Genomic DNA, 19,915 nt, shown 5'->3' with positions numbered 1-19,915 from the left:
TTTATAAATTTAACAGAATTCATGCGAGGACAAGACTAGGTAAATCGATTTGGAAGAAATAGTATCTCAATGTCATTTTATGAAGTATTTCCTGAAGAGGAGAGAAAACAATGAACCATAAAGGTTGTCCCGATGAATATCCTATTTCCTTGCTTATTAACGGCTACGAAATCGCCGTTTTTCAACTAACAAAATACAACTTAGACGATTGGACCTATGGATATTTGTTTTCTGAAGGCGATGCGGTATCGCAAATTCAGGTTTGCGAATAATGTAATGGCTATATTAAAATTATGGATATACGACAATATATTGAAAAACCATCAGCAGCCTTACTAGATTTAAACTCGATCCATTGGATTATGTTGCACAGGAAAATGGCTATCATGCGGTGGGTGAGAAAAAAGATTTGAATTAAGAGGGTGCTCGAATGATGAAGGCAGCGGCTATTATTTTATCAGGTGGAAAATCAAGCAGGATGGGTACCAATAAAGCGCTTTTAAAAATAAACGAAAAAACCAACATTGAGAGAATTGCTGATACGCTAAAGTTGTCCTTTAATGATATAATTCTTGTAACCAATCATCCTGAAGACTATCAATTTTTAGGATTGAAGATGGTCTCGGATTATTATCCAGATAAAGGACCGCTTGCAGGGGTTCATGCCGGCTTGCTGTCTTCCAAATATGATACGAATTTTATTGTAGCTTGTGATATGCCATTTGTTTCAGGAGAACTTGCAGAGGTGCTCGTAAACAAATCCGGCGATTATGATGCGGTCATCCCCGTCATTAATGGAGTCCAGCACCCTTTATTTGCCGTCTTCCAAAAGAGGGTGGCAGATAAGGCTGCACAAAGGATCGAAGCGGACCGTCTCCGGATGAAGCATTTGCTCGATCACTTAAACGTTTTATATGTAACGGAAAAAGACCTTCACTCAAACAGTATTGACATAGAACGAGTCTTTTTTAATATGAATCACCCAAATGAGTATGAAGACGCCAAAAAGTGGGCTGAAGCGGATTTTCCCCGCTTTAACGGGCAGAACAAGGAAGTATAAGGGGGAAAAAGGGGACCATGCAATTTTTCAAAGTAAAAACAGTGGAAGAAACATTTGCCTTAATCGAGGAAAAAATACCGGCAACCAAGCAAACCGAAGTACGGGTGCTCGAAGAGGCGCTTCACTATATCCTCGCTGAACCAGTGATTGCACAGGAAAATGTGCCGAGTTTTGATCGTTCAACGGTGGATGGATATGCTGTTCGTGCCAAGGATACGTATGGTTCTTCCGAATCCATGCCAGGCTTCCTTACGGTTACAGGGGAAGTGAAAATGGGTGAGGTTCCAACTGCACAAGCCGGCCCAGGTAAAGCGGTCTATGTGCCAACGGGCGGGATGCTTCCGATCGGAAGTGACAGCGTTATCATGATTGAGCATTGTGAAGAGGTCGATACGCTATTAAATACGTACAAGCAGATTGCACCCGGAGAAAACGTGATTCGGGCCGGGGAAGATATTAAAGAAGGAGAAACGCTTCTCACGGCAGGAACGAAACTTCGTCCGCAGGAGCTAGGGGCACTCGCTTCTTTAGGGGTTACGACTGTAACGGTCTACCGCAAAGTAAAAGTTGGTTACCTTTCGTCGGGGGATGAAATTGTTCCCTATCAATCAAAAAAACTAGTAGAAGGGCAAATTCGCGACATCAACTATTTGACGATTTCAGGTTCTTCGAGCGAATGGAATGTGGATTTCTTATATGGCGGCATTGTCCGTGATGATTTTGAGGAGTTTAAACAAAAGGCCCGTGAACTCTATCAGCAGGTAGATTGTTTAATCCTTTCCGGCGGAAGCTCGGTCGGCGCAAAGGATTATACCACGGATGTCATCCAGTCTTTAGGTGACCCGGGAGTGTTTGTCCACGGTATTTCGATTAAGCCTGGGAAACCGACGATTCTGGCAATGTCTAATGGGAAACCAGTGATTGGACTGCCAGGTCATCCAGCCTCCGCGATGATTATCTTTAAGCTGTTTGGCGAGCAAATTTTACGAAAATTAAATGGTGAAGACTCGAGGCGGAAACCGGAGCGAATTTTTGCTAGAATCACAAAAAATATTCCTTCCTCACCAGGACGGTCTGATTATATTCGGGTCCGTTTATTTGAAAAAGAAGGGGAATGGTGGGCTGAGCCGATTATTGGCAAGTCCGGTTTAATTACAACCTTGGTCAAAAGTGATGGACTTGTCGAGATTAGTTCAGAAAAAGAGGGAATTTCACAGGGGGAATTCGTGCCTGTGATTGCATCACGATAAGGGGGGCTAAGCAATGAATTATAAAAATTTTAAACGAAAAATATATTTAGAAGATAAACCCCGAGCACAGGCTAGAGAAGAAATTCTTGCGGCTCAAGTCCTGACCCCTGAAAAGGAAGAAATCGCAACGAGTACATCCTTGGGCCGTGTGACAGCTGAACCCATTTTTGCAAGGGTCTCAATGCCGCATTACCATGCCAGCGCAATGGATGGAATTGCGGTCGTTGCTGAAAATACCTATACAGCCCATGAGCAAAATCCACTTCGTCTCAAACGTGGCGAAGAATTTTGTTATGTTGATACGGGGAACGCGATCCCTTCACCGTTTAACGCCGTCATTATGATTGAGTATGTCGATTGTCTTGATGAGGAAACGATTGAAATTATCGAGCCAGCAACCCCTTGGCAGCATATTCGTCCGATTGGCGAAGACGTGGTTCAAGAGGAAATGCTTTTTCCACAAGGGCATATTATCAGGCCAGCTGATTTAGGTGTCCTATTAGGAGGACAGCAAACGGTCATTCCTGTTGCAAAAAAGCCTGTCGTGACGATTATTCCGACCGGGAATGAACTGGTTGAAGCCAATGCTGAGTTAGCACCTGGAAAGATTATTGAATTTAATGGCTCGGTATTTGCTGGCTTCATTAAGGATTGGGGCGGAGAACCGAACCTCCTTCCGGTTGTGAAGGACGAACCAGAAAAAATAAAAGAAGTACTTTTAGAAGCAGCTGAGACCTCTGATATTATTGTTATTAATGCGGGTTCATCAGCAGGCTCGAAGGACTACACGGTCCACATTATTGGCGAAATCGGCGAAGTCTTTACCCATGGGGTCGCCGCACGGCCAGGCAAACCTGTCATTTTAGGGAAAATAAACGGGAAGATCGTTGTCGGAGTTCCGGGCTATCCAGTCTCAGCTTATTTGGCGCTCGAGTGGTTTGTCAGACCGCTTATCTGCAAGTACCTGCAAATCCCTGAACCCAAAAGGCAGACCGTGACCGTTAAGCTAGGGCGCCGCATCGTTTCGTCCATGGGTGCGGAGGACTTCGTACGAATGAATATCGGCTATGTGAATGGACAGTTCGTTGCCAATCCGCTGACAAGAGCAGCAGGAGTAACGATGTCATATGTCAGGGCAGATGGCCTGTTAATCGTCCCAGCTAACATTATTGGCTATGAACAAGGGGATCTAGCCGAAGTAGAACTGATGCGTCCGCTTGAGGAAATCAAGCAGGCAATTGTGTTTTGCGGCAGCCATGATTTGACGATTGACCTGTTGTCGTCACGGTTAAAGCAGGTGCGGACCGACATGAAAGTTGTCTCCTCGCATGTCGGCAGTATGGCAGGCATCATGGCGATTCGAAAAGGAGAGGCCCATGTAGCGGGTATTCATTTGCTTGACCCAAGTACAAAAGAATATAATATCTCCTATGTAAACAAACTATTAGCCGGTCAAGACGTCGTTCTGTATCCATTTCTAAAAAGAAAGCAAGGCTGGATCCTCCCAAAAGGCAATCCGCTTGGCATTGAATCAGCGGCTGACTTAGCCCGTGTGAACGCGAATTACGTCAACCGTCAAAAAGGAGCGGGAACACGAATCCTCTTTGATCTTTTACTCGAAGAAGGGTGCCTGACACCAGAGGATATTACCGGTTATGACCGGGAAATGTTTTCTCATTTAGCGGTAGCAGCGGAAGTGAACGGTGATGCGCACGGGGCAGGTCTCGGGATTTATCCTGCCGCGAAGGCGATGAACCTAGATTTTGTGCCTGTTGCTGATGAAGAATATGATTTGCTGATGACGAGAGGCTTTTATGAGAGCGAAAGCGGCAAGCTGCTGATGGCAATAATCCAATCGGCTCCGTTTAAAGAACAAGTCGAAAAAATTGGCGGTTACCAAGTGGTCGAAAATGCAGAGCCTAAGTGCTTGGGTGTAGAGGTGTAATCAGGATGATGTATCAAATATCAAAGGAACCAATCGATATTCAAGCAGTAATTGATAAGGTGATCCAGCGCGAGGCTGGTGCGATTACGACGTTTATCGGTACCGTTCGAGAATTAACGAAGGGTAAAAAAACGTTGTTTTTAATCTATGAAGCGTACGAAGCGATGGCTATAAAGAAGCTCGAGCAGATTGGCCAGGAAATTGAACAGCGCTGGGAAGGTTCATGCGTTGCAATCACCCACCGGGTCGGCCGTTTAGATATAACGGATGTAGCGGTGGTCATTGCCGTCTCGACGCCGCACCGTGCTGATGCCTATGAAGCCAACCGCTATGCAATTGAACGGATCAAGGAAATCGTCCCGATCTGGAAGAAAGAGCATTGGGAAGAAGGCGAAGCATGGATGGGCAATCAGCTGGAAACCGTCGCCTACCCAAGCGGCAAGCCTGAGGAGAGTGACTTAAATGAATAAGGTACTATTTTTTGCCCATTTACGCGACGCAGTCGGCGAAGAGTTTCTTTCCGTCGATGCCAGTGGAAAAACGGTGGCAGAATTAAAAGCGGACTTATCGGCTAAATATGACCTGCCGAAAATGGACACGGTGATGACTGCGGTCAATGAGGAATTTGCCTCGAACGATGAAATCATTCGAGATGGTGATGAAATTGCTTTTATTCCGCCAGTAAGCGGGGGCTGATCATCATGAACGAACGGTATTCACGGCAGTTCCTCTTTCCTGGGATTGGTAAAGAAGGACAAGCTAAGATTAGTCGCAAGCATGTACTGATCATCGGGGCGGGGGCCTTAGGGTCAGGCAGTGCGGAGGTGTTGACCCGGGCCGGCGTTGGCAAGATTACGATAATTGACCGAGACTATGTTGAGGCCAGCAATCTGCAGCGCCAGCAGCTCTATACCGAAGAAGATGTCGCCGAGAAACTTCCGAAGGCTGCAGCGGCAGAAAAACGCCTGCGGGCGATTAACTCCGATGTGGAAGTGGTTTCAATCATCGGTGATGCCACCCCTGAATTGCTGGAGGAACTTATCCTTGGTGTCGATGTGATGATGGATGCGACGGATAATTTTGAAACCCGGATGGCGATGAATGATGCCTCACAAAAATACCAGGTCCCGTGGATCTATGGGGCCTGCGTCGGCAGCTTTGGAATGACGTTTTCAATGATCCCAGGAAAAACTCCCTGTTTAAATTGCCTGTTGCGCCAGGTTCCGCTTCAGGGGATGACCTGCGATACGGGCGGGATTATTTCTCCTGCCGTGCAAATGGTAATCGCCCATCAGACAGCGGAAGCGCTGAAGATGCTAGTCGAGGATTGGGACGCGGTGCGGACTTCGTTTGTCAGCTTTGATTTATGGAGAAATCAATATAGTCTCTTAAAGATGTCGAAGGCAAAGTTTGCCGGATGCTTGTCGTGTGGCGAGGAACGGACGTATCCATATCTTGATCGTGAAAATATGACGAAAACTACGGTACTGTGCGGCCGTGATACAGTCCAAATCCGCCCCTCGTCTACAGGAGAGATATCGTTGGAGCGCCTAGCTGGACAACTTAGTACACTTGGATATGTAGTGAAGGGCAACCCCTATTTGGTGTCGGTTGAAATGGGCGAAGAACGGATGGTTATTTTTCAAGATGGCCGTGCCCTTATTCACGGGACAAAGGATTTGACCCATGCCAAATCGATTTATCAGCGGATCTTAGGATAAGCTATGACCTGTATCTTTAGTGGTACGGGTTTTTCTTTGTCACCATTCGAGGTGTTTCACGTGAAACAATGGAGATTATGTCGAAGTGTCTGCCAATCTCTCGGGCTAATTTTTCGAAAAAAAGGTCATACTCATGTAGAATAGAAACGAGACTGAAATTTGAGGTGCTTGATAAGTGAATATATCCGTCCAAAAACTATTAACGAAAATAGAAGCAGAATTGAAGCTGGCGAAAACCAGCACGAAGGAAGAAAGCTTGCGGGAAAAAGTTTACTCTATTAAAATATTATGCGAGTTGCTGCTAGACGAAAAACCGTCACTGACAAGCGTGGTTCCGGCGGCCCCAATGCCTGCAGTTCAACCTGCCATCTCGTTCCAGGCTTACCAACAGCCTGTAATGAACCAACCAATCGTTCAACAAGCACCAACATTACAGCAGCCGAAGAAACTCGACATGGAAGACGAAGCAAACGGGGATTCGCTATTTGATTTTTAAAACGAAAAGCGGAAGCGCCAGTCTCAGCCCCGACTAGCATAAGACAAGCACTTTGGAAGGCGGTTTTTTGCCTTCTGAAGTGATTGGCTTATGACCTCGAGGGGGGCTTGGCCCTGTAGCTAGACATAACAGAGGAGGAGATTTTTAGATGAAAGTATTTATTATAGTAGGAGCCATCAACGCCTTTATAGCGGTAGCGCTTGGTGCCTTTGGTGCCCATGGGTTAAAAGACAAACTGGATGCACATTATTTAGATATTTGGAAAACAGGGGTCACCTATCAAATGTTCCATGCGATAGGTATTTTAATGATCGGGCTGCTGATTGGGAAAGTAGCCGCCGCCAGTCCGCAATTCACCTGGTCAGGATGGTTGATGCTGGCCGGTATTATCTTTTTTAGCGGCAGTTTGTATGTATTGAGCTTGACGAAGATTGGCATCTTAGGGGCGATTACACCCATTGGAGGAGTATGCTTCTTAGCAGCCTGGATCCTCATGGTAATCGGTGCGGTAAAACATCTGTAATGGAAAGGAAGTCATTGGGCAACGCTCCCAATGACTTTTTTTGTCGAAGTCTCTTTTAAACATTATTATTGATTTTGTCACTCTGTTGATTGGAGTGGAAGGCGAGGAGGCTCCCCGGACCGCCCGCGGAAAGCGAAGCGCCTGGAGCGGAAATCAACAGGATAGTATAAAGAGATTACCCAAAAAATAAAACACCAATTGTGGGTCAATTGGTGTTTGTTTGAAATGATTTATCTTGGCGGGTAAGTAGATAAAGGCGGAGCGCTGCCGTAAGGATATTCATACTCAATTTCCTCAGAAAATTGGACGTAATCGACGGCTACCATTGGGATAAGGTAACGGGCCCCTGATTGTGGGTCACTTAAGACAACATGGTCTCTTCCTGCCGCTTCAATAATCCCTTTAAATTCCTTAGCATTCCATTGATTGTTACCTTCGAACGTGGCAAAGACCGTTACCAATTTCCCTTTATTTAAGCGTAAAATATTTTCGATGTACGACTGCTCAATTGGCAGCATGCCTGGTGTTTGCCCTTGCGGTGCAGATGGTGCTCCAGCTCCTGCCCCGGCGGGTGGAAATTGTGGGAATCCTTGTGCACCAGGTGCGGGATAAAAGCTTTGCCCGCCCCCCGGCATCCCTTGAGCTCTCTGTTGTTGCTCTGCCGCTCCAGTATAAGGCTGAAATCCCTGTGGATTGTAGTATTGATTCATCTTTTTCCCTCCTAAAAAGTGAATTAAACGAGTGGCCCAACATCCTATTAATACTCCCTCAATCCCAAATATGTGCCAACGGAGAAAAATAAACTTTTTCCACTTGAGATTAGTGGCGTTCTTTCTTAGACTCGCTGTTTAAATAGTATGAGTACATGGAGCGGAATATGACTAGCTAATGGGGGAGAAACAGCAAAAAAGTCCCCAGCCGAAGCTGAGGACTTTTATATTTTACACGTGTAAGAAGTTTGCCACGCGTTCTTCTTCTAGCAGGTTACCAACAAAGAATGAGCCGAATTCTCCGTATCGAGCACTTACTTCATCAAAACGCATTTCATAGACAAGCTTTTTAAATTGAAGGACATCCTCCGCAAACAAAGTAACGCCCCATTCATAATCATCAAAACCAACGGAACCCGTGATGATTTGCTTTACTTTACCAGCGTATGTACGACCAATCATTCCGTGGCTGCGCATTAAACTTCTGCGCTCTTCCATCGGCAGCATGTACCAGTTATCGTTGCCCTCGCGTTTCTTATCCATTGGATAGAAGCAGACATATTTGGACTTAGGCAGCGTCGGGTACAGACGGGCTAAAATTTGCGGGTTTTGATATGGATCCTCACCAGCAGGTAAATAGTTACTTAACTCGACTACTGAAACATAAGAATGTGCAGGCATCGTGAATTCAGCCAATCTTGTTTTATTGAATTCGGTTTCAATTTGGTTTAGTTCTTCCATTGTTGGACGCAGAATCATCATCATAAAATCTGCCTTTTGACCAACAATTGTATATAAAGCATGGCTGCCTTCTTTACGTTCCTGTGTAGCATTCCACTTCTCAACGAGACTTAAAAACTCGTGGATCGCTGCCTGGCGCTCATCACTAGGGAGCATTTTCCAAGTTGTCCAATCAACGGTACGGAAATCATGGAGGCAATACCAGCCATCAAGCGTTACTGCTGCTTCACTCATTATAATCACTCCTAAATAATCACTCTTCTTATTTACATTCATTACTATATCATAGTTTGACCCAGTGGCGCGCGAATAAACCTTTCTAAATAGGCAAATGGATATTTTTGTGGGAAAAAGTAAATTCTAAAACCTAGAGTGTAATTTTTTGAAAAGATAAACTTTTAGCTGGTGTGAGTGATATCCTTGAAATTTAAAAAAGGTAAAGTATGCTAATTAGGTAGGTTTATTAAGGGAGGATTTTTAGTCGTGAGTGATTTATTTGAAGGATTAAAGCAAAAAGTTTCTGGACGTGATTTGAGAATCGTTTTTCCAGAAGGATTAGACGAACGGATTGTCAGAGCCGCAGGTCGTTTGGGTTCAGAAAAATTAATGACACCGATCTTGGTTGGCAACATCGAACAGGTTCAGGCCAAAGCGGCAGAGGTTGGCGTATCGCTCGACGATACGGAAATTTATGACCCTGCGAGCTATGCAGGCATGGACGAGTTGGTGGCAGCGTTTGTTGACCGCCGTAAAGGGAAAGTAACCGAAGAGGATGCCCGGAAAATTTTGCTTGATGAAAACTATTTCGGCACCATGCTTGTTTATTTAAATAAAGCACACGGCCTTGTTAGCGGTGCGGCCCACTCCACAGCAGATACGGTGCGCCCTGCGTTACAGATTATCAAGACAAAAGAAGGCGTCAAGAAAACGTCAGGTGTGTTTATCATGGTTCGTGAGGATGAAAAATATGTTTTCGCCGATTGTGCAATTAATATTGCACCGGACAGCAATGATTTAGCTGAAATTGCGATTGAAAGCGCGAAGACTGCTCATATGTTTGATATGGAACCGCGTATTGCAATGCTCAGTTTTTCCACGAAGGGTTCAGCAAAATCACCGGAAACGGAACGAGTGGCAGCGGCAGTAGAAGAAGCCAAGCGTCGTGACCCATCACTTGTCTTGGACGGAGAATTTCAGTTTGATGCAGCGTTTGTGCCATCTGTTGCAAAAAGTAAGGCGCCGAATTCACCGCTGCAAGGGGATGCGAATGTGTTCATTTTCCCTAGCCTTGAAGCAGGAAATATCGGCTATAAAATTGCACAGCGCCTAGGCGGCTTTGAAGCAGTAGGACCGATTTTACAGGGCTTAAATGCACCAGTAAACGATCTATCACGCGGTTGTAATGAAGAAGACGTCTACAAACTGGCGTTAATTACAGCGGCGCAAGGATTATAAGAGGTTTGAGAAGGGCTGGTCCACGGGTGGTGGGCTGGCTTTTTTAGTGAACGAACGCGGTCCAATCTGTTTTATTTTGCTTCTTTTTGTTAAAATAAGTCTATCAAATCAGTAAGGAGTTACTCATATGGAAGGGTTACTGCGTCAACCGCAATGGCGAATCATCGATCAATCAGCTGTTGGCATTCATTTTCAAGCATTACAATCGTTTGGAACGGATGATACCCTGTGTGCATCGGTCGGATCGGGGCAGGCACCTGCAAGCGCTCGGACATGGGTCCACCACAATACCATCGTCCTCGGCATCCAGGATACCAAATTACCATTTTTACAAGCAGGCATTCAATTTCTACAGGAGCAAGGCTATCAATCAATTGTTAGAAATTCCGGCGGCCTCGCTGTCGTCCTTGATGAAGGAGTCCTTAACGTTTCGTTAATTTTTCCAGAGGCGGAAAAAGGGATTGATATTAATCGCGGCTATGAGACGATGTGGCAGCTCATTCAAAACATGTTTGCGGACTTTCCGCATCAGATTGAGGCCAGGGAAATTATCGGCTCTTATTGCCCAGGAAGTTACGACCTGAGTATCGATGGGAAAAAGTTTGCCGGTATCTCCCAGCGCCGCCTTAAAAAAGGGGTTGCCGTTCAGATCTATCTTTGTGTGAATGGGAGCGGTAAAAAGCGGGCCGAGCTGGTCAGGCAATTTTACAAACTAGCAAAACAAGAGGAAGAAACGAAATTTACTTATCCGGAAATTGTCCCTTCTGTCATGGCATCACTTGCGGAATTGCTCGGGACCAATTTGACTATCGGCGATGTAATGCTCCGTCTATTGAACCAGTTAAAGGAAAATAGTGAATTTTTATATGCTGGGCCATTGAATGACTATGAGCTGGCGTTATTTCCCGGTTATTATCAAAGGGTCATTGATCGTAATGAAAAAATCGCCGCCATGTAAAGAGCCGCAATCCCACCAAAGTGGAATTGCGGCTCTTTTTCAAAGAGATGTTGCGCTTTTGCTCTTCTCCCAATGCTCTATTTATTCTGCTACTTTTTCTAAGTTCCCGTTACGGTCCATTTTGAATTTAGTCGCTGGTCTTTCTTCTTCTTCAAATAAAACAAGCTTGCGGGCGCGGTTCATAATCTTCATTAAGGTCTCGTAATCTTCCTGGATTGTTTCGGTATTCTGCTCAAGCCCCGCGATTTTGGCTGCCATTTCTTCATTGTGACGCCTTACCTCAGCCAACTCTCTTTTCAATCTTTCATTCTCACTTTTTAATGCTTCATTTTGCAGATTGGCATGATGAAAGTTTTGCAAATAAGTAATGACGGAATCAAGCGAAAGCCCTGTGGTATTTGCCTGCCGGTACGTTTGGACGGATGGTTGAACGGGTGCCTGTGCTTGAACTGGCGCTTGTGTTTGGACGGAAGCAGCCGGTTTTACATAAGTTTCTTCTGCCATTTCTGCCGTCATATCTGGCAGTTCAAACGAAGATTCGAGCGGCATTTCAACTTCCATTGGCATCGTTTCAAACTCCGGTGTTCCCGTGAGCGGCGGACTATACAGCAGCTTCTTCTTGCCGCCCTGATCTTTTCCTAAAACTCTTTGTCTTTGTTTCCGTTGCTTTTTAGCTAGCTGTAGTGCTTTTTCATAGCGGTGACGGACGACAGCGTTCCATCTGAACCCACACGCGGCAGAAGTACGATTCAGTTTATCGCCCACTTCTTCAAAAGCGTTCAGCTGGGTGCTTCCTTCTCTTACATGCCTAAGGACAGTCTCGGCTAAAAGCAAATCATTCTCATCTGTCCATGCATCTTGACGAACTTTCATATTTTCAACTCCCTATTATAGTTTTTTTGATGAACCCGCCAATGAATCTTGACGAGTTTTTAAAAGTTCTAGTCTTAGGATGGACAAGTTTATGAGCCTTTATACCAAAATGGTTGCAAGGATAGTAGATTTTTTTCACGAGTTTAGTAAAGATTGCAACTTGCAATCGAAAACAAGAAAATGTAAAATACCATAGGAGTTAATCGGTTGTTTTAAGTAATCCATACTGGATAAAATATAGATAGAGAGTGCCAAAAGAAAGGGTTGTAACAAATGTCCAATGAATTTCGCGTTTGTGATGATTGTCAGGCCGTGAATTTGAAGACATTAATCCCTCGGTTAAAAGAACTGGATCCGGATGCTGAAGTGAAAATTGGCTGCCAATCCTATTGCGGACCAGGCCGGAAAAAGACCTTTGCCTTCGTTAATAACCGTCCGGTTGCCGCATTAACGGAAGAGGAATTAATGGAAAAAGTGAATAAAAAGATTAGAAAAGCGGAAGCGTCCGTTTAGAGACGTATGGACTGGAGCGCTTCGACTGAGATAAAGGAAACACGGAGAGCGAAGCGATTCGATGTTGACTTATCGTAGGGAGAAGAGCGAAGTACACTAGTCTCTGGACGCTGGAGCTAGACAGTAATCTAAGTTAATAGAGCCTTTCTTATCAATCAATAGTCACCTTTGTCAAATAAACTTAGGTGATTTTTTTTCTCATCAATGTCGAAAAATCCTGTAGAATTTTGCTGAAAACTGGGTGGTTTTTGGGATATAATAGGAAATATATAAGCGAAGGGCTCGGAAGCCCTACGCGCCAGGAACTAGTATACGAGGAAGAGGGAAGTCTATGGCATATTCGGCGGAAAAGCTAAGTGAAGAAAAAGTATTTAAAGACCCCGTCCACCGCTACGTCCATGTACGTGACCTGGCCATCTGGGATTTAATTGGCACAAAAGAGTTTCAGCGCTTGCGGCGCATCAAACAGCTCGGAACCACTTTTTTAACCTTTCACGGCGCAGAGCACAGCCGCTTCAACCATTCACTAGGTGTCTATGAAATTGTCCGCCGTATCATTGATGATGTGTTTGCGGGAAGGCCGGAATGGAACGATGACGAACGCCTGTTGACCCTATGCGCGGCCCTGCTCCATGACCTCGGCCACGGACCGTTTTCTCATTCCTTTGAAAAAGTGTTTGATTTCGATCATGAGGAGTTCACCCGAAAGATTATTTTAGGAGATACCGAAGTGAATAAGGTACTGTTGAAGGTTGGTAAAGATTTTCCTGAAAAAGTAGCCGAAGTGATTGCGAAAACTTCAGAGAAAAAGCTAGTTGTCAGCCTTATTTCCAGTCAAATTGATGCCGACCGGATGGATTATTTGCAGCGAGATGCCTATTTTACGGGTGTCAGCTATGGTCAGTTTGATATGGAACGGATCCTGCGGGTGATGAGGCCGCGCGAGGATCAAGTGGTGATCAAAAAAAGCGGGATGCATGCGGTGGAAGATTATATAATGAGCCGCTACCAGATGTATTGGCAGGTCTATTTTCATCCGGTTTCGCGCAGTGCGGAGGTTATTTTGACAAAAATTCTCCACCGCGCCAAGCAATTATTTGAAGAAAACTATTCTTTTAAATATGAACCGATCCACTTTACTTCGATCTTCAATGAAAAAGTAACCTTAGAAGACTATTTAAAATTAGATGAATCCGTGATTTTATATTATTTTCAAATTTGGCAGGAGGAAACTGACCCGATTATAAGCGACCTCTGCCGGCGTTTTGTGAATCGCAATCTATTTAAGTATGCCGAATTTGATCCTGCGAAAGAATACAAAAAGCTCGCCGAATTAGGTTCCTTATTCAAAAAGGCAGGGATTGATCCTGAATACTATTTGGTTGTCGATTCCTCGTCGGATTTGCCGTATGATTTCTACCGTCCTGGAGAAGAAGAGGAACGGCTGCCGATTCATTTGTTGATGCATAATGGGGATTTGAAGGAGCTTTCTAGAGAGTCAGAGATCGTTGATGCGATCTCAGGGAAAAGAAGAACGGACCACAAGCTCTATTACCCGGCTGATTTCCTAGAGGATGACTCGTCCAAAAAGAATGTCAAAAAGCAAATCCGTGCCCTTTTAGAGCTATAGAACGATTGGTGCCTGACACCCAATATTGATCTGTTGAGATGGAGTAGGAGATGACGAACGTTGTTAAATGATCACGCGAAGCTGATGCAGGCGGTTATGGTTTCCGGTGAAATTATCGGACGAAAAAAGCTGCAAAAGATGATATATATTGCGAAAAAGGTGGCATTCCCTTTTCATGAGCGGTTCCAGTTTCATTTTTATGGCCCCTACTCAGAGGAATTGACGTTACGGGTCGAAGAGCTATGTAATATGGGATTTCTCAATGAGGTGAAGGAGAAAAAGGGCGGTTATTTTCAGTATCGCTACTCTCTGACAGAGCCGGGGAAAGAGTTTTTAAGTGTGAATGAGGTTGAGATGCCGTTTTTGCAGGATTGCCTGGTGGATATGAATGAGCAGAATGCTAGATTCTTGGAGTTGGTTTCCACCGTTTTATATTTTGATAATCTTCCAAAAGAAGAGGTCATGAACAAGGTGTTTACATTAAAGGCAAGCCAGCGCTATACGGAAGCGGAAATCGAAGAGGCCTATCAATATATCGAATCCTTAAAAGGTAAAATTCAATAAGTTATGTCGAACACCATTTGGACTGCTGCGGAGTCTGGGTGGTGTTTTTTTGAGTCTATTTGAGCTCGTCCGAAAGACATTTCTCTTGTTTCCATGTGAGGTTTTGTCCATCGTGGCTCGTCCGAAAGACATTTCTCCTTTTCCCTTGTGGAATTTTGTCTATCGGCATCCGTACAATCGCACCCGATTTTCAGTTAAATCAATACTCTTTTAGATGTGGATTTGTTATGATTTGTAAATGAGGGAAAAAATGAAGCTAGAGCTGGAAAAAATGAAGATTGGGAGTCCAAAAGACGAGATAAAGTTTTTGTAACAAAAAAGGTGTCAGGCACCATGTGAAAATTTCACAATGGTGCCTGACACCTTTAAAACCATTCTTATTGGTCGCTTTTTCTGACGCCAGCAATTCCGAGATTGCTTTTGCTCATTTCATCGATCATTACGTGGATTGCTTCTTTTGGGGCTCCTGTTGTTTCGCTGACTGCTTCGGTTACTCTTGAAACAAGTTCACGTTTCTGTTCATCGGAACGTCCTTCAAGCATTTTTACGGTAACATATGGCATGTTTTTCCCCTCCTATATAACGCTTTCGCTTTTCTATTTTAGTTTTCCATAATTCGACGAAAAGTGCAATAATAGATGACGCTTTTGATTTTCTTTTTATAAACGGTTTCATGTATACTAAAAGGAATATAGTATAGATAGAAAAACGGAGCTTGTGCACCATACAAAGCGTGCCATCCGTTAGAGCTGGAAGGAGATACGCGTTGGAAAATTTTCTTGCCTATCCACTTAGCATGATTCCCTATTTGGCAATAACCCTGATGATTGCCTTTACGTTTCACGAATTTGCTCACGCGTTTGTTGCCTATAAATTCGGGGACATGACGGCAAAAAACCAAGGACGCTTGACGCTGAATCCACTCAAGCACCTCGATCCGATTGGAACCATCTTAATTTTTATCGCCGGCTTTGGCTGGGCCCGACCGGTTCCGGTTAATCGCTTTTTCTTTAAAAAGCCCCGTCTCGCAGGAATTCTCGTTTCGGTTGCAGGGCCGCTCAGCAATCTTATTTTAGCTTCGCTAGGCTTCATTGTTGCGTTTGGATTAAACCGATCGGGGGTCATCGTACCAGATAGTTTCTATGATTTTCTCGAAATATTTATCAGGCTTAATATTGTTCTATTTATTTTTAACCTGTTACCCTTTCCACCGCTCGATGGGTACCGAATTATTGAGGATTTAGCTCCCACTCATGTGCGGGCAAAAATGACCCAGTATGAACAGTACGGTGCGTTGATCTTCTTAATTCTAGTTTTCACACCCCTTGATAAATTTACGATTGAGCCTATTTTTGGGGTGGTCATCCCTTGGGTGTGGGATGGGTTAAGTAATTTCTTTAGTATGTTGTTTTTTTAGGAGGCTTGCGTTTTAATGGATGAAAAAAAGAAGAAACTTGGTTTTAATATTATAAAAAGTGACCCGACGGATGGTCACAAAGGCTACGGAAAAGGTGCATTGAGCCTTGATAATGTGTCGCCGGTCATCATTGATGTCGATGCAGGCGAGGCTGAGATTGATGTCGGTGCAATGCATGCCCGCAGCGTCGTGGAAAAGGGGATTAAATTTTTGAAAACGCAAGAAGAGGTTCCGAACGGGAAACCGTATTGGCTTGTGTGGGTAACGATTGACCGCAAGCAAGAAGGTCCGTACTACGCCGGTGTGACGGCCTGCTTTATGACCGTTGACCGGGAGATTCGGCGCGGCTACAAATCCTTGCCTGAACACGTGAACCGCATGGATAAGTCTTTGAAACGCCATATCATTGTGGACGACATGGATGCGAATTCGAAAAAGGTGTTAGCCGATTTCTTGCGCAATCATAATGAGGTCTTGTGGAACAACTCAACGGATGAGCTAAAACGTGGTTTATTGGCCGAATAAAAAGAAAAGCACAAGCGCCCGTTGAGCGGCGTATGGACTGGAGCACTTTGACTGAGATAAAGGAAAATAGAAAAGCGGAAGCGCCTTGTTCCGGGGCGACAGGCATAAGACGAGCCGGCGTGAAGGTAGCTTTTTAACCTTCAGGACGGATTGGCTTATGACCCCAAGCCCCTAGGCGCTGGAGCTAGACAGTTATCTAGGTTCAAACTTTTATACTTTCTTATTTTGAAATAAATGCTTGTAGTTTTTTTAAAAGGTATAGTATTATAAGCAATGTAAAAACGCTTTAAAACTAGGACAAGAAAAGCTCCGGGAATTTTTCCGGAGCTTTTCTATATTTAGATTTGTTTAACTCCATGGCATAATCTTTTTGTACCATGGCACTTTCTTGTTGGTATCTTTATGATTTGCAGGCGCGGATTGATGATGGTTGAGATGCTCTGTGCAGTATTCGGTTGGCTCCGTTCCTGCGACAAAATAGGTAAAGCGGCGCACTGGACAATCCTTTGTCGCTAGTTTGCCATTCTCAGGATTGACATAAACCCCTTTGACACCTTCTTTTGGTGCTTTAAACGCCTTCACGGGTTTCCCTTTTAAGGCTTCTTCCATAAAATTAGCCCAGATATTCTTGGCGTATGTTTTTTCCGCGACCAACTCAATCGGTTTTCCCATATCGTAGCCGGCCCAAACGGCGGTAACCAGCTGCGGCGAGTAGCCGATCATCCAGCTATCCGTTTCCGTTGAACCTGATTTACCTGCATAGGGGCGCGAAATATCCTTGATGACCGTGCTGCCGGTTACCTTGGCATAGCCATTTAACTTCGGATCAAAAATCCCCGTCAACATTTGCGTCATAACAAAAGCCTTTGCTGGGTCCAAAACCTTTTTCGTCTCATTTTCTTTTTCAAAAAGGACATTGCCATTGTAGTCTTCCACTCTGGTAATTAAGGTTGGATTCACCTTTTTTCCACCATTTGCAAACAGACTATAGGCATTCGCCATTTCGATGACCCGTACACCTGAAGTCCCCAATGCGAGTGAGGGAACACGAGCCATTTTAGAAGAAAGGCCAAATTTCCTAGCCGTTTCAATTAAGGTCTCTTCTCCTAAAAATAAATGCGTTTTGACGGCAAAGATATTATCAGAAACAGCAAGTGCTTGGGCGAGGGTGATTTCGCCGTCGGCATACTTATTGTTAAAGTTATGCGGGGTATAATCAGCCTGGCCATCGTCAAAATGGAAGGTCGTAAACTCACTGCGCATCGTCGAGGATGGAGTGAACCCATGCTCAAGGGCTGCATAATAAAGCAGCGGCTTGATCGTGGAGCCTGGCTGCCTGATCGCCTGAACGGCGCGGTTAAACGGGCTCTTTTCATAATCCCTGCCGCCGACCATCGCTTTCACATAACCGTTTTTCGGATCCATTGCAACTAAACCCACTTGAATTTCCGATAGATTCGCGACATATTTATGAACCTGATTTTCGGCTGCCTCCTGCTGTTTGCGATTAAGCGTGGTATAGACTTTTAATCCGCCGAGGGCAATCGTGCGGTCATCTAAATGTAATTGATTTTTTAAGGCATTTCTGACAGCATCCTGAAAATAAGGAGCCACCTTCACTTTTTGTGTGTTATGAGCGCCGACAATTGTCAGCGGCTGCATGGCAGCATCTATTGCTTCTTTTTTCTTGATGTAATGATTCGTTACCATGCTTTTCAAAATAATCGTCTGGCGCTTTTTTGCATGTTCCATCGAGGCCAGCGGAGAGTAGATTCCCGGCCCCTTTGGAATTCCGGCGAGCATGCTCGCTTCCGCAAGGTTTAAGTCAGCTGCATCTTTTCCAAAATAATATTGACTGGCCGCCTGTACACCATAGGCACCGTTGCCATAATAAATCGTATTTAAATAGCCTTCGAGAATTTCCTTTTTTGAATAATTCATCTCAATGCGGATCGTATAAAAAGCCTCGTGCAGCTTCCGTGTCCACGTTTTATCGTGTTCGAGAAATAGATTTCGGGCATATTGCTGGGTGATTGTGCTTGCCCCCTGTACCTTTGAGAAGGCTTGAATATCGGCTAATACAGCACCCCCAATACGCTTAAAATCGAAGCCATGGTGCTCGTAAAAATTTTTATCCTCAATCGAGATCGTTGCCGCGACAATATCCGGTGAAATATCCTCTAATCGGGCCCAATACCGTTTTTGGCCACTATTACTTTCGCCAATCAATGTCCCGTCATCGGCAAAGAAAAGGGTTGATTGCGGCACGGCGAGCGGCGGCGCGCCGAGGATTTTTGCATAGGCCAGAATTCCAAGGAAGAGAATAAGCATACAAATCATGCCTATCAAACTGATGATAATAGCTGCCCGCAAATATTTAATCGTCTTCCGAAACCCTTGATCAGTCATGATTTCCACTATATCTCACCACCGTATTTCCAGATTTTAAAAAAATAGATAGTAATAGTATTGAAAAAATAGAGTCATTTTAAACATTTAATGTAGGATTTATTTAAATTTTGCTAGACTTTTTGGTGTGATTGTAATTCAATAGTTTGGGTACTATAAAATTGAAGTGATTACTTTGTAATTAACTAGAGGTTTAAATAGAATGAAGTGAAAGGAAGATGAACATGTCAATTTGGTTTACAGAAAAGCAAACCGAAAACTTTGGAATCACCATGAAAGTAAATAAAACCTTACATACAGAACAAACGGAATTTCAAAAGCTCGATATGATTGAAACAGAAGAGTGGGGCAACATGCTGTTATTGGACGACATGGTGATGACTTCTGTCCGCGATGAGTTTGTTTACCATGAAATGGTGGCACACGTTCCTTTATTTACACACCCAAACCCTGAGAATGTTCTTGTTGTCGGCGGCGGCGATGGCGGTGTGATTCGTGAAGTGTTAAAGCACCCAAGCGTGAAGAAAGCGACGCTTGTTGATATTGATGGCAAAGTAATTGAGTACTCAAAGAAATTCCTTCCGGAGATTGCCGGGATGCTTGATGACCCACGCGTGGATGTCCAAGTCGACGACGGATTCATGCACATTGCGAAAAGCGAAAATGAGTATGACGTTATTATGGTTGACTCAACCGAACCAGTCGGACCAGCGGTTAACCTATTTACAAAAGGTTTCTATGCAGGCATTTCGAAGGCGTTGAAAGAAGACGGAATTTTTGTGGCTCAGTCTGATAATCCGTGGTTTAAAGCAGATTTAATCCGTAACGTACAACGCGACGTTCGTGAAATCTTCCCAATTACACGGCTATATGTTGCAAATATCCCAACATACCCAAGCGGCTTATGGGCCTTCACAATCGGATCAAAGAAATACGATCCATTAGAAGTAAGCGAAGACCGCTTCCACGAAATCGAAACAAAATACTACACAAAAGAGCTTCACCAAGCAGCATTCGTACTGCCTAAGTTTGTTGGGGATTTAGTGAAGTAATTCAAAAAGATATAATGAAGTGGTGTCAGGCACCACAAAGAAAGTGGTACAAAATCATAAGTGTCCACTCCGT

22 protein-coding genes are annotated in these 19,915 nt (G+C 44.3%); 17 read left to right on the top strand and 5 right to left on the bottom strand.

All coding sequences use genetic code 11. The features are described 5' to 3' along the window. Positions 1–110 precede the first annotated feature (110 nt). From ACSU6B_RS11075 to ACSU6B_RS11035, 9 genes are all read left to right on the top strand, one after another. On the top strand, positions 111–272 hold the full coding sequence (locus ACSU6B_RS11075) for a hypothetical protein (protein WP_410885155.1): 162 nt from the start codon (positions 111–113) through the stop codon (positions 270–272). Between the two features lie 158 nt (positions 273–430). Beyond that, positions 431–1,060 (top strand): molybdenum cofactor guanylyltransferase, encoded by a 630-nt coding sequence (gene mobA / locus ACSU6B_RS11070; RefSeq protein WP_410885153.1) that lies wholly within the window; start codon positions 431–433, stop codon positions 1,058–1,060. Between the two features lie 17 nt (positions 1,061–1,077). Further along, the gene (locus tag ACSU6B_RS11065; protein ID WP_410885151.1) at positions 1,078–2,310 is read left to right on the top strand and encodes a molybdopterin molybdotransferase MoeA; all 1,233 of its coding nucleotides are present in this window, start codon (positions 1,078–1,080) and stop codon (positions 2,308–2,310) included. A 13-nt stretch (positions 2,311–2,323) separates the two neighbouring features. Continuing rightward, positions 2,324–4,255 carry a molybdopterin biosynthesis protein gene (locus tag ACSU6B_RS11060; RefSeq protein WP_410885149.1) on the top strand — a complete coding sequence of 644 codons (1,932 nt, stop codon included), beginning with the start codon at positions 2,324–2,326 and terminating at the stop codon, positions 4,253–4,255. A 5-nt stretch (positions 4,256–4,260) separates the two neighbouring features. Continuing rightward, positions 4,261–4,725, top strand: coding sequence for a molybdenum cofactor biosynthesis protein MoaE (locus ACSU6B_RS11055; protein ID WP_410885179.1), 465 nt, complete (start codon positions 4,261–4,263; stop codon positions 4,723–4,725). Continuing rightward, a complete protein-coding gene (gene moaD, locus ACSU6B_RS11050; protein WP_410885147.1) occupies positions 4,718–4,951 on the top strand; it encodes a molybdopterin converting factor subunit 1 in 234 nt (77 codons plus the stop codon). The genes ACSU6B_RS11055 and moaD overlap by 8 nt, the downstream gene beginning before the upstream one ends. Positions 4,952–4,956: 5 nt before the next feature. Next, positions 4,957–5,976 (top strand): thiazole biosynthesis adenylyltransferase ThiF, encoded by a 1,020-nt coding sequence (locus ACSU6B_RS11045; RefSeq protein WP_410885145.1) that lies wholly within the window; start codon positions 4,957–4,959, stop codon positions 5,974–5,976. Between the two features lie 175 nt (positions 5,977–6,151). Beyond that, the gene (locus tag ACSU6B_RS11040; RefSeq protein ID WP_215001473.1) at positions 6,152–6,472 is read left to right on the top strand and encodes a YwdI family protein; all 321 of its coding nucleotides are present in this window, start codon (positions 6,152–6,154) and stop codon (positions 6,470–6,472) included. Positions 6,473–6,620: 148 nt separating this feature from the next. Further along, positions 6,621–6,995: a DUF423 domain-containing protein gene (locus ACSU6B_RS11035; protein ID WP_214730743.1), complete on the top strand. Its 375-nt coding sequence runs from the start codon at positions 6,621–6,623 to the stop codon at positions 6,993–6,995. Positions 6,996–7,225: 230 nt separating this feature from the next. Here ACSU6B_RS11035 and gerQ read toward each other — a convergent pair whose 3' ends face one another. Together gerQ and hemQ are read right to left on the bottom strand one after the other, a co-directional pair. Further along, positions 7,226–7,705, bottom strand: coding sequence for a spore coat protein GerQ (gene gerQ, locus ACSU6B_RS11030; protein WP_410885143.1), 480 nt, complete (start codon positions 7,703–7,705; stop codon positions 7,226–7,228). Between the two features lie 231 nt (positions 7,706–7,936). Beyond that, on the bottom strand, positions 7,937–8,680 hold the full coding sequence (gene hemQ, locus ACSU6B_RS11025) for a hydrogen peroxide-dependent heme synthase (protein ID WP_410885141.1): 744 nt from the start codon (positions 8,678–8,680) through the stop codon (positions 7,937–7,939). A 249-nt stretch (positions 8,681–8,929) separates the two neighbouring features. Here hemQ and pta point away from each other — a divergent pair, with 249 nt between their 5' ends. Both pta and ACSU6B_RS11015 read left to right on the top strand, forming a co-directional pair. Beyond that, positions 8,930–9,901, top strand: a complete 972-nt coding sequence (gene pta / locus ACSU6B_RS11020; RefSeq protein ID WP_410885139.1) for a phosphate acetyltransferase — start codon at positions 8,930–8,932, stop codon at positions 9,899–9,901. 127 nt (positions 9,902–10,028) lie between these two features. Next, positions 10,029–10,859, top strand: coding sequence for a lipoate--protein ligase family protein (locus ACSU6B_RS11015; RefSeq protein WP_410885137.1), 831 nt, complete (start codon positions 10,029–10,031; stop codon positions 10,857–10,859). An 81-nt stretch (positions 10,860–10,940) separates the two neighbouring features. Here ACSU6B_RS11015 and ACSU6B_RS11010 read toward each other — a convergent pair whose 3' ends face one another. Further along, positions 10,941–11,732 (bottom strand): RsfA family transcriptional regulator, encoded by a 792-nt coding sequence (locus tag ACSU6B_RS11010; RefSeq protein WP_410885135.1) that lies wholly within the window; start codon positions 11,730–11,732, stop codon positions 10,941–10,943. 273 nt (positions 11,733–12,005) lie between these two features. Between ACSU6B_RS11010 and ACSU6B_RS11005 the strand changes: the two genes are divergently transcribed. The 3 genes from ACSU6B_RS11005 (at position 12,006) to ACSU6B_RS10995 (ending at position 14,439) form a co-directional block, all read left to right on the top strand. Next, complete coding sequence (locus ACSU6B_RS11005) at positions 12,006–12,245, top strand: DUF1450 domain-containing protein (protein WP_335398176.1); 240 nt, start codon at positions 12,006–12,008, stop codon at positions 12,243–12,245. A 331-nt stretch (positions 12,246–12,576) separates the two neighbouring features. After that, a complete protein-coding gene (locus tag ACSU6B_RS11000; protein ID WP_410885133.1) occupies positions 12,577–13,875 on the top strand; it encodes an HD domain-containing protein in 1,299 nt (432 codons plus the stop codon). Positions 13,876–13,935: 60 nt separating this feature from the next. Further along, on the top strand, positions 13,936–14,439 hold the full coding sequence (locus tag ACSU6B_RS10995) for a YwgA family protein (RefSeq protein ID WP_410885131.1): 504 nt from the start codon (positions 13,936–13,938) through the stop codon (positions 14,437–14,439). 377 nt (positions 14,440–14,816) lie between these two features. Here the strand turns inward: ACSU6B_RS10995 and ACSU6B_RS10990 are convergent, their stop codons facing one another. Next, a complete protein-coding gene (locus ACSU6B_RS10990; RefSeq protein ID WP_410885129.1) occupies positions 14,817–15,002 on the bottom strand; it encodes a 2-hydroxymuconate tautomerase in 186 nt (61 codons plus the stop codon). Positions 15,003–15,205: 203 nt separating this feature from the next. Here ACSU6B_RS10990 and ACSU6B_RS10985 point away from each other — a divergent pair, with 203 nt between their 5' ends. Next, positions 15,206–15,856, top strand: a complete 651-nt coding sequence (locus ACSU6B_RS10985) for a site-2 protease family protein (RefSeq protein WP_410885127.1) — start codon at positions 15,206–15,208, stop codon at positions 15,854–15,856. Between the two features lie 15 nt (positions 15,857–15,871). Then, entirely contained in the window at positions 15,872–16,381 is a 510-nt protein-coding gene (locus ACSU6B_RS10980) for a YwhD family protein (protein WP_215002085.1), read from the top strand. Positions 16,382–16,729: 348 nt separating this feature from the next. On the opposite strand, the gene ACSU6B_RS10975 is transcribed toward ACSU6B_RS10980, so the two are convergent. Continuing rightward, positions 16,730–18,799, bottom strand: coding sequence for a transglycosylase domain-containing protein (locus tag ACSU6B_RS10975; RefSeq protein WP_410885125.1), 2,070 nt, complete (start codon positions 18,797–18,799; stop codon positions 16,730–16,732). A gap of 215 nt (positions 18,800–19,014) precedes the next feature. Between ACSU6B_RS10975 and speE the strand changes: the two genes are divergently transcribed. After that, a complete protein-coding gene (gene speE, locus ACSU6B_RS10970) occupies positions 19,015–19,842 on the top strand; it encodes a spermidine synthase (RefSeq protein ID WP_410885123.1) in 828 nt (275 codons plus the stop codon). Positions 19,843–19,915: the final 73 nt, after the last annotated feature.

This window comes from Neobacillus sp. C211, assembly GCF_051842875.1.
Classification (GTDB): domain Bacteria; phylum Bacillota; class Bacilli; order Bacillales; family Cytobacillaceae; genus Neobacillus.
This window is presented reverse-complemented; position numbering and strand designations above follow the sequence as displayed.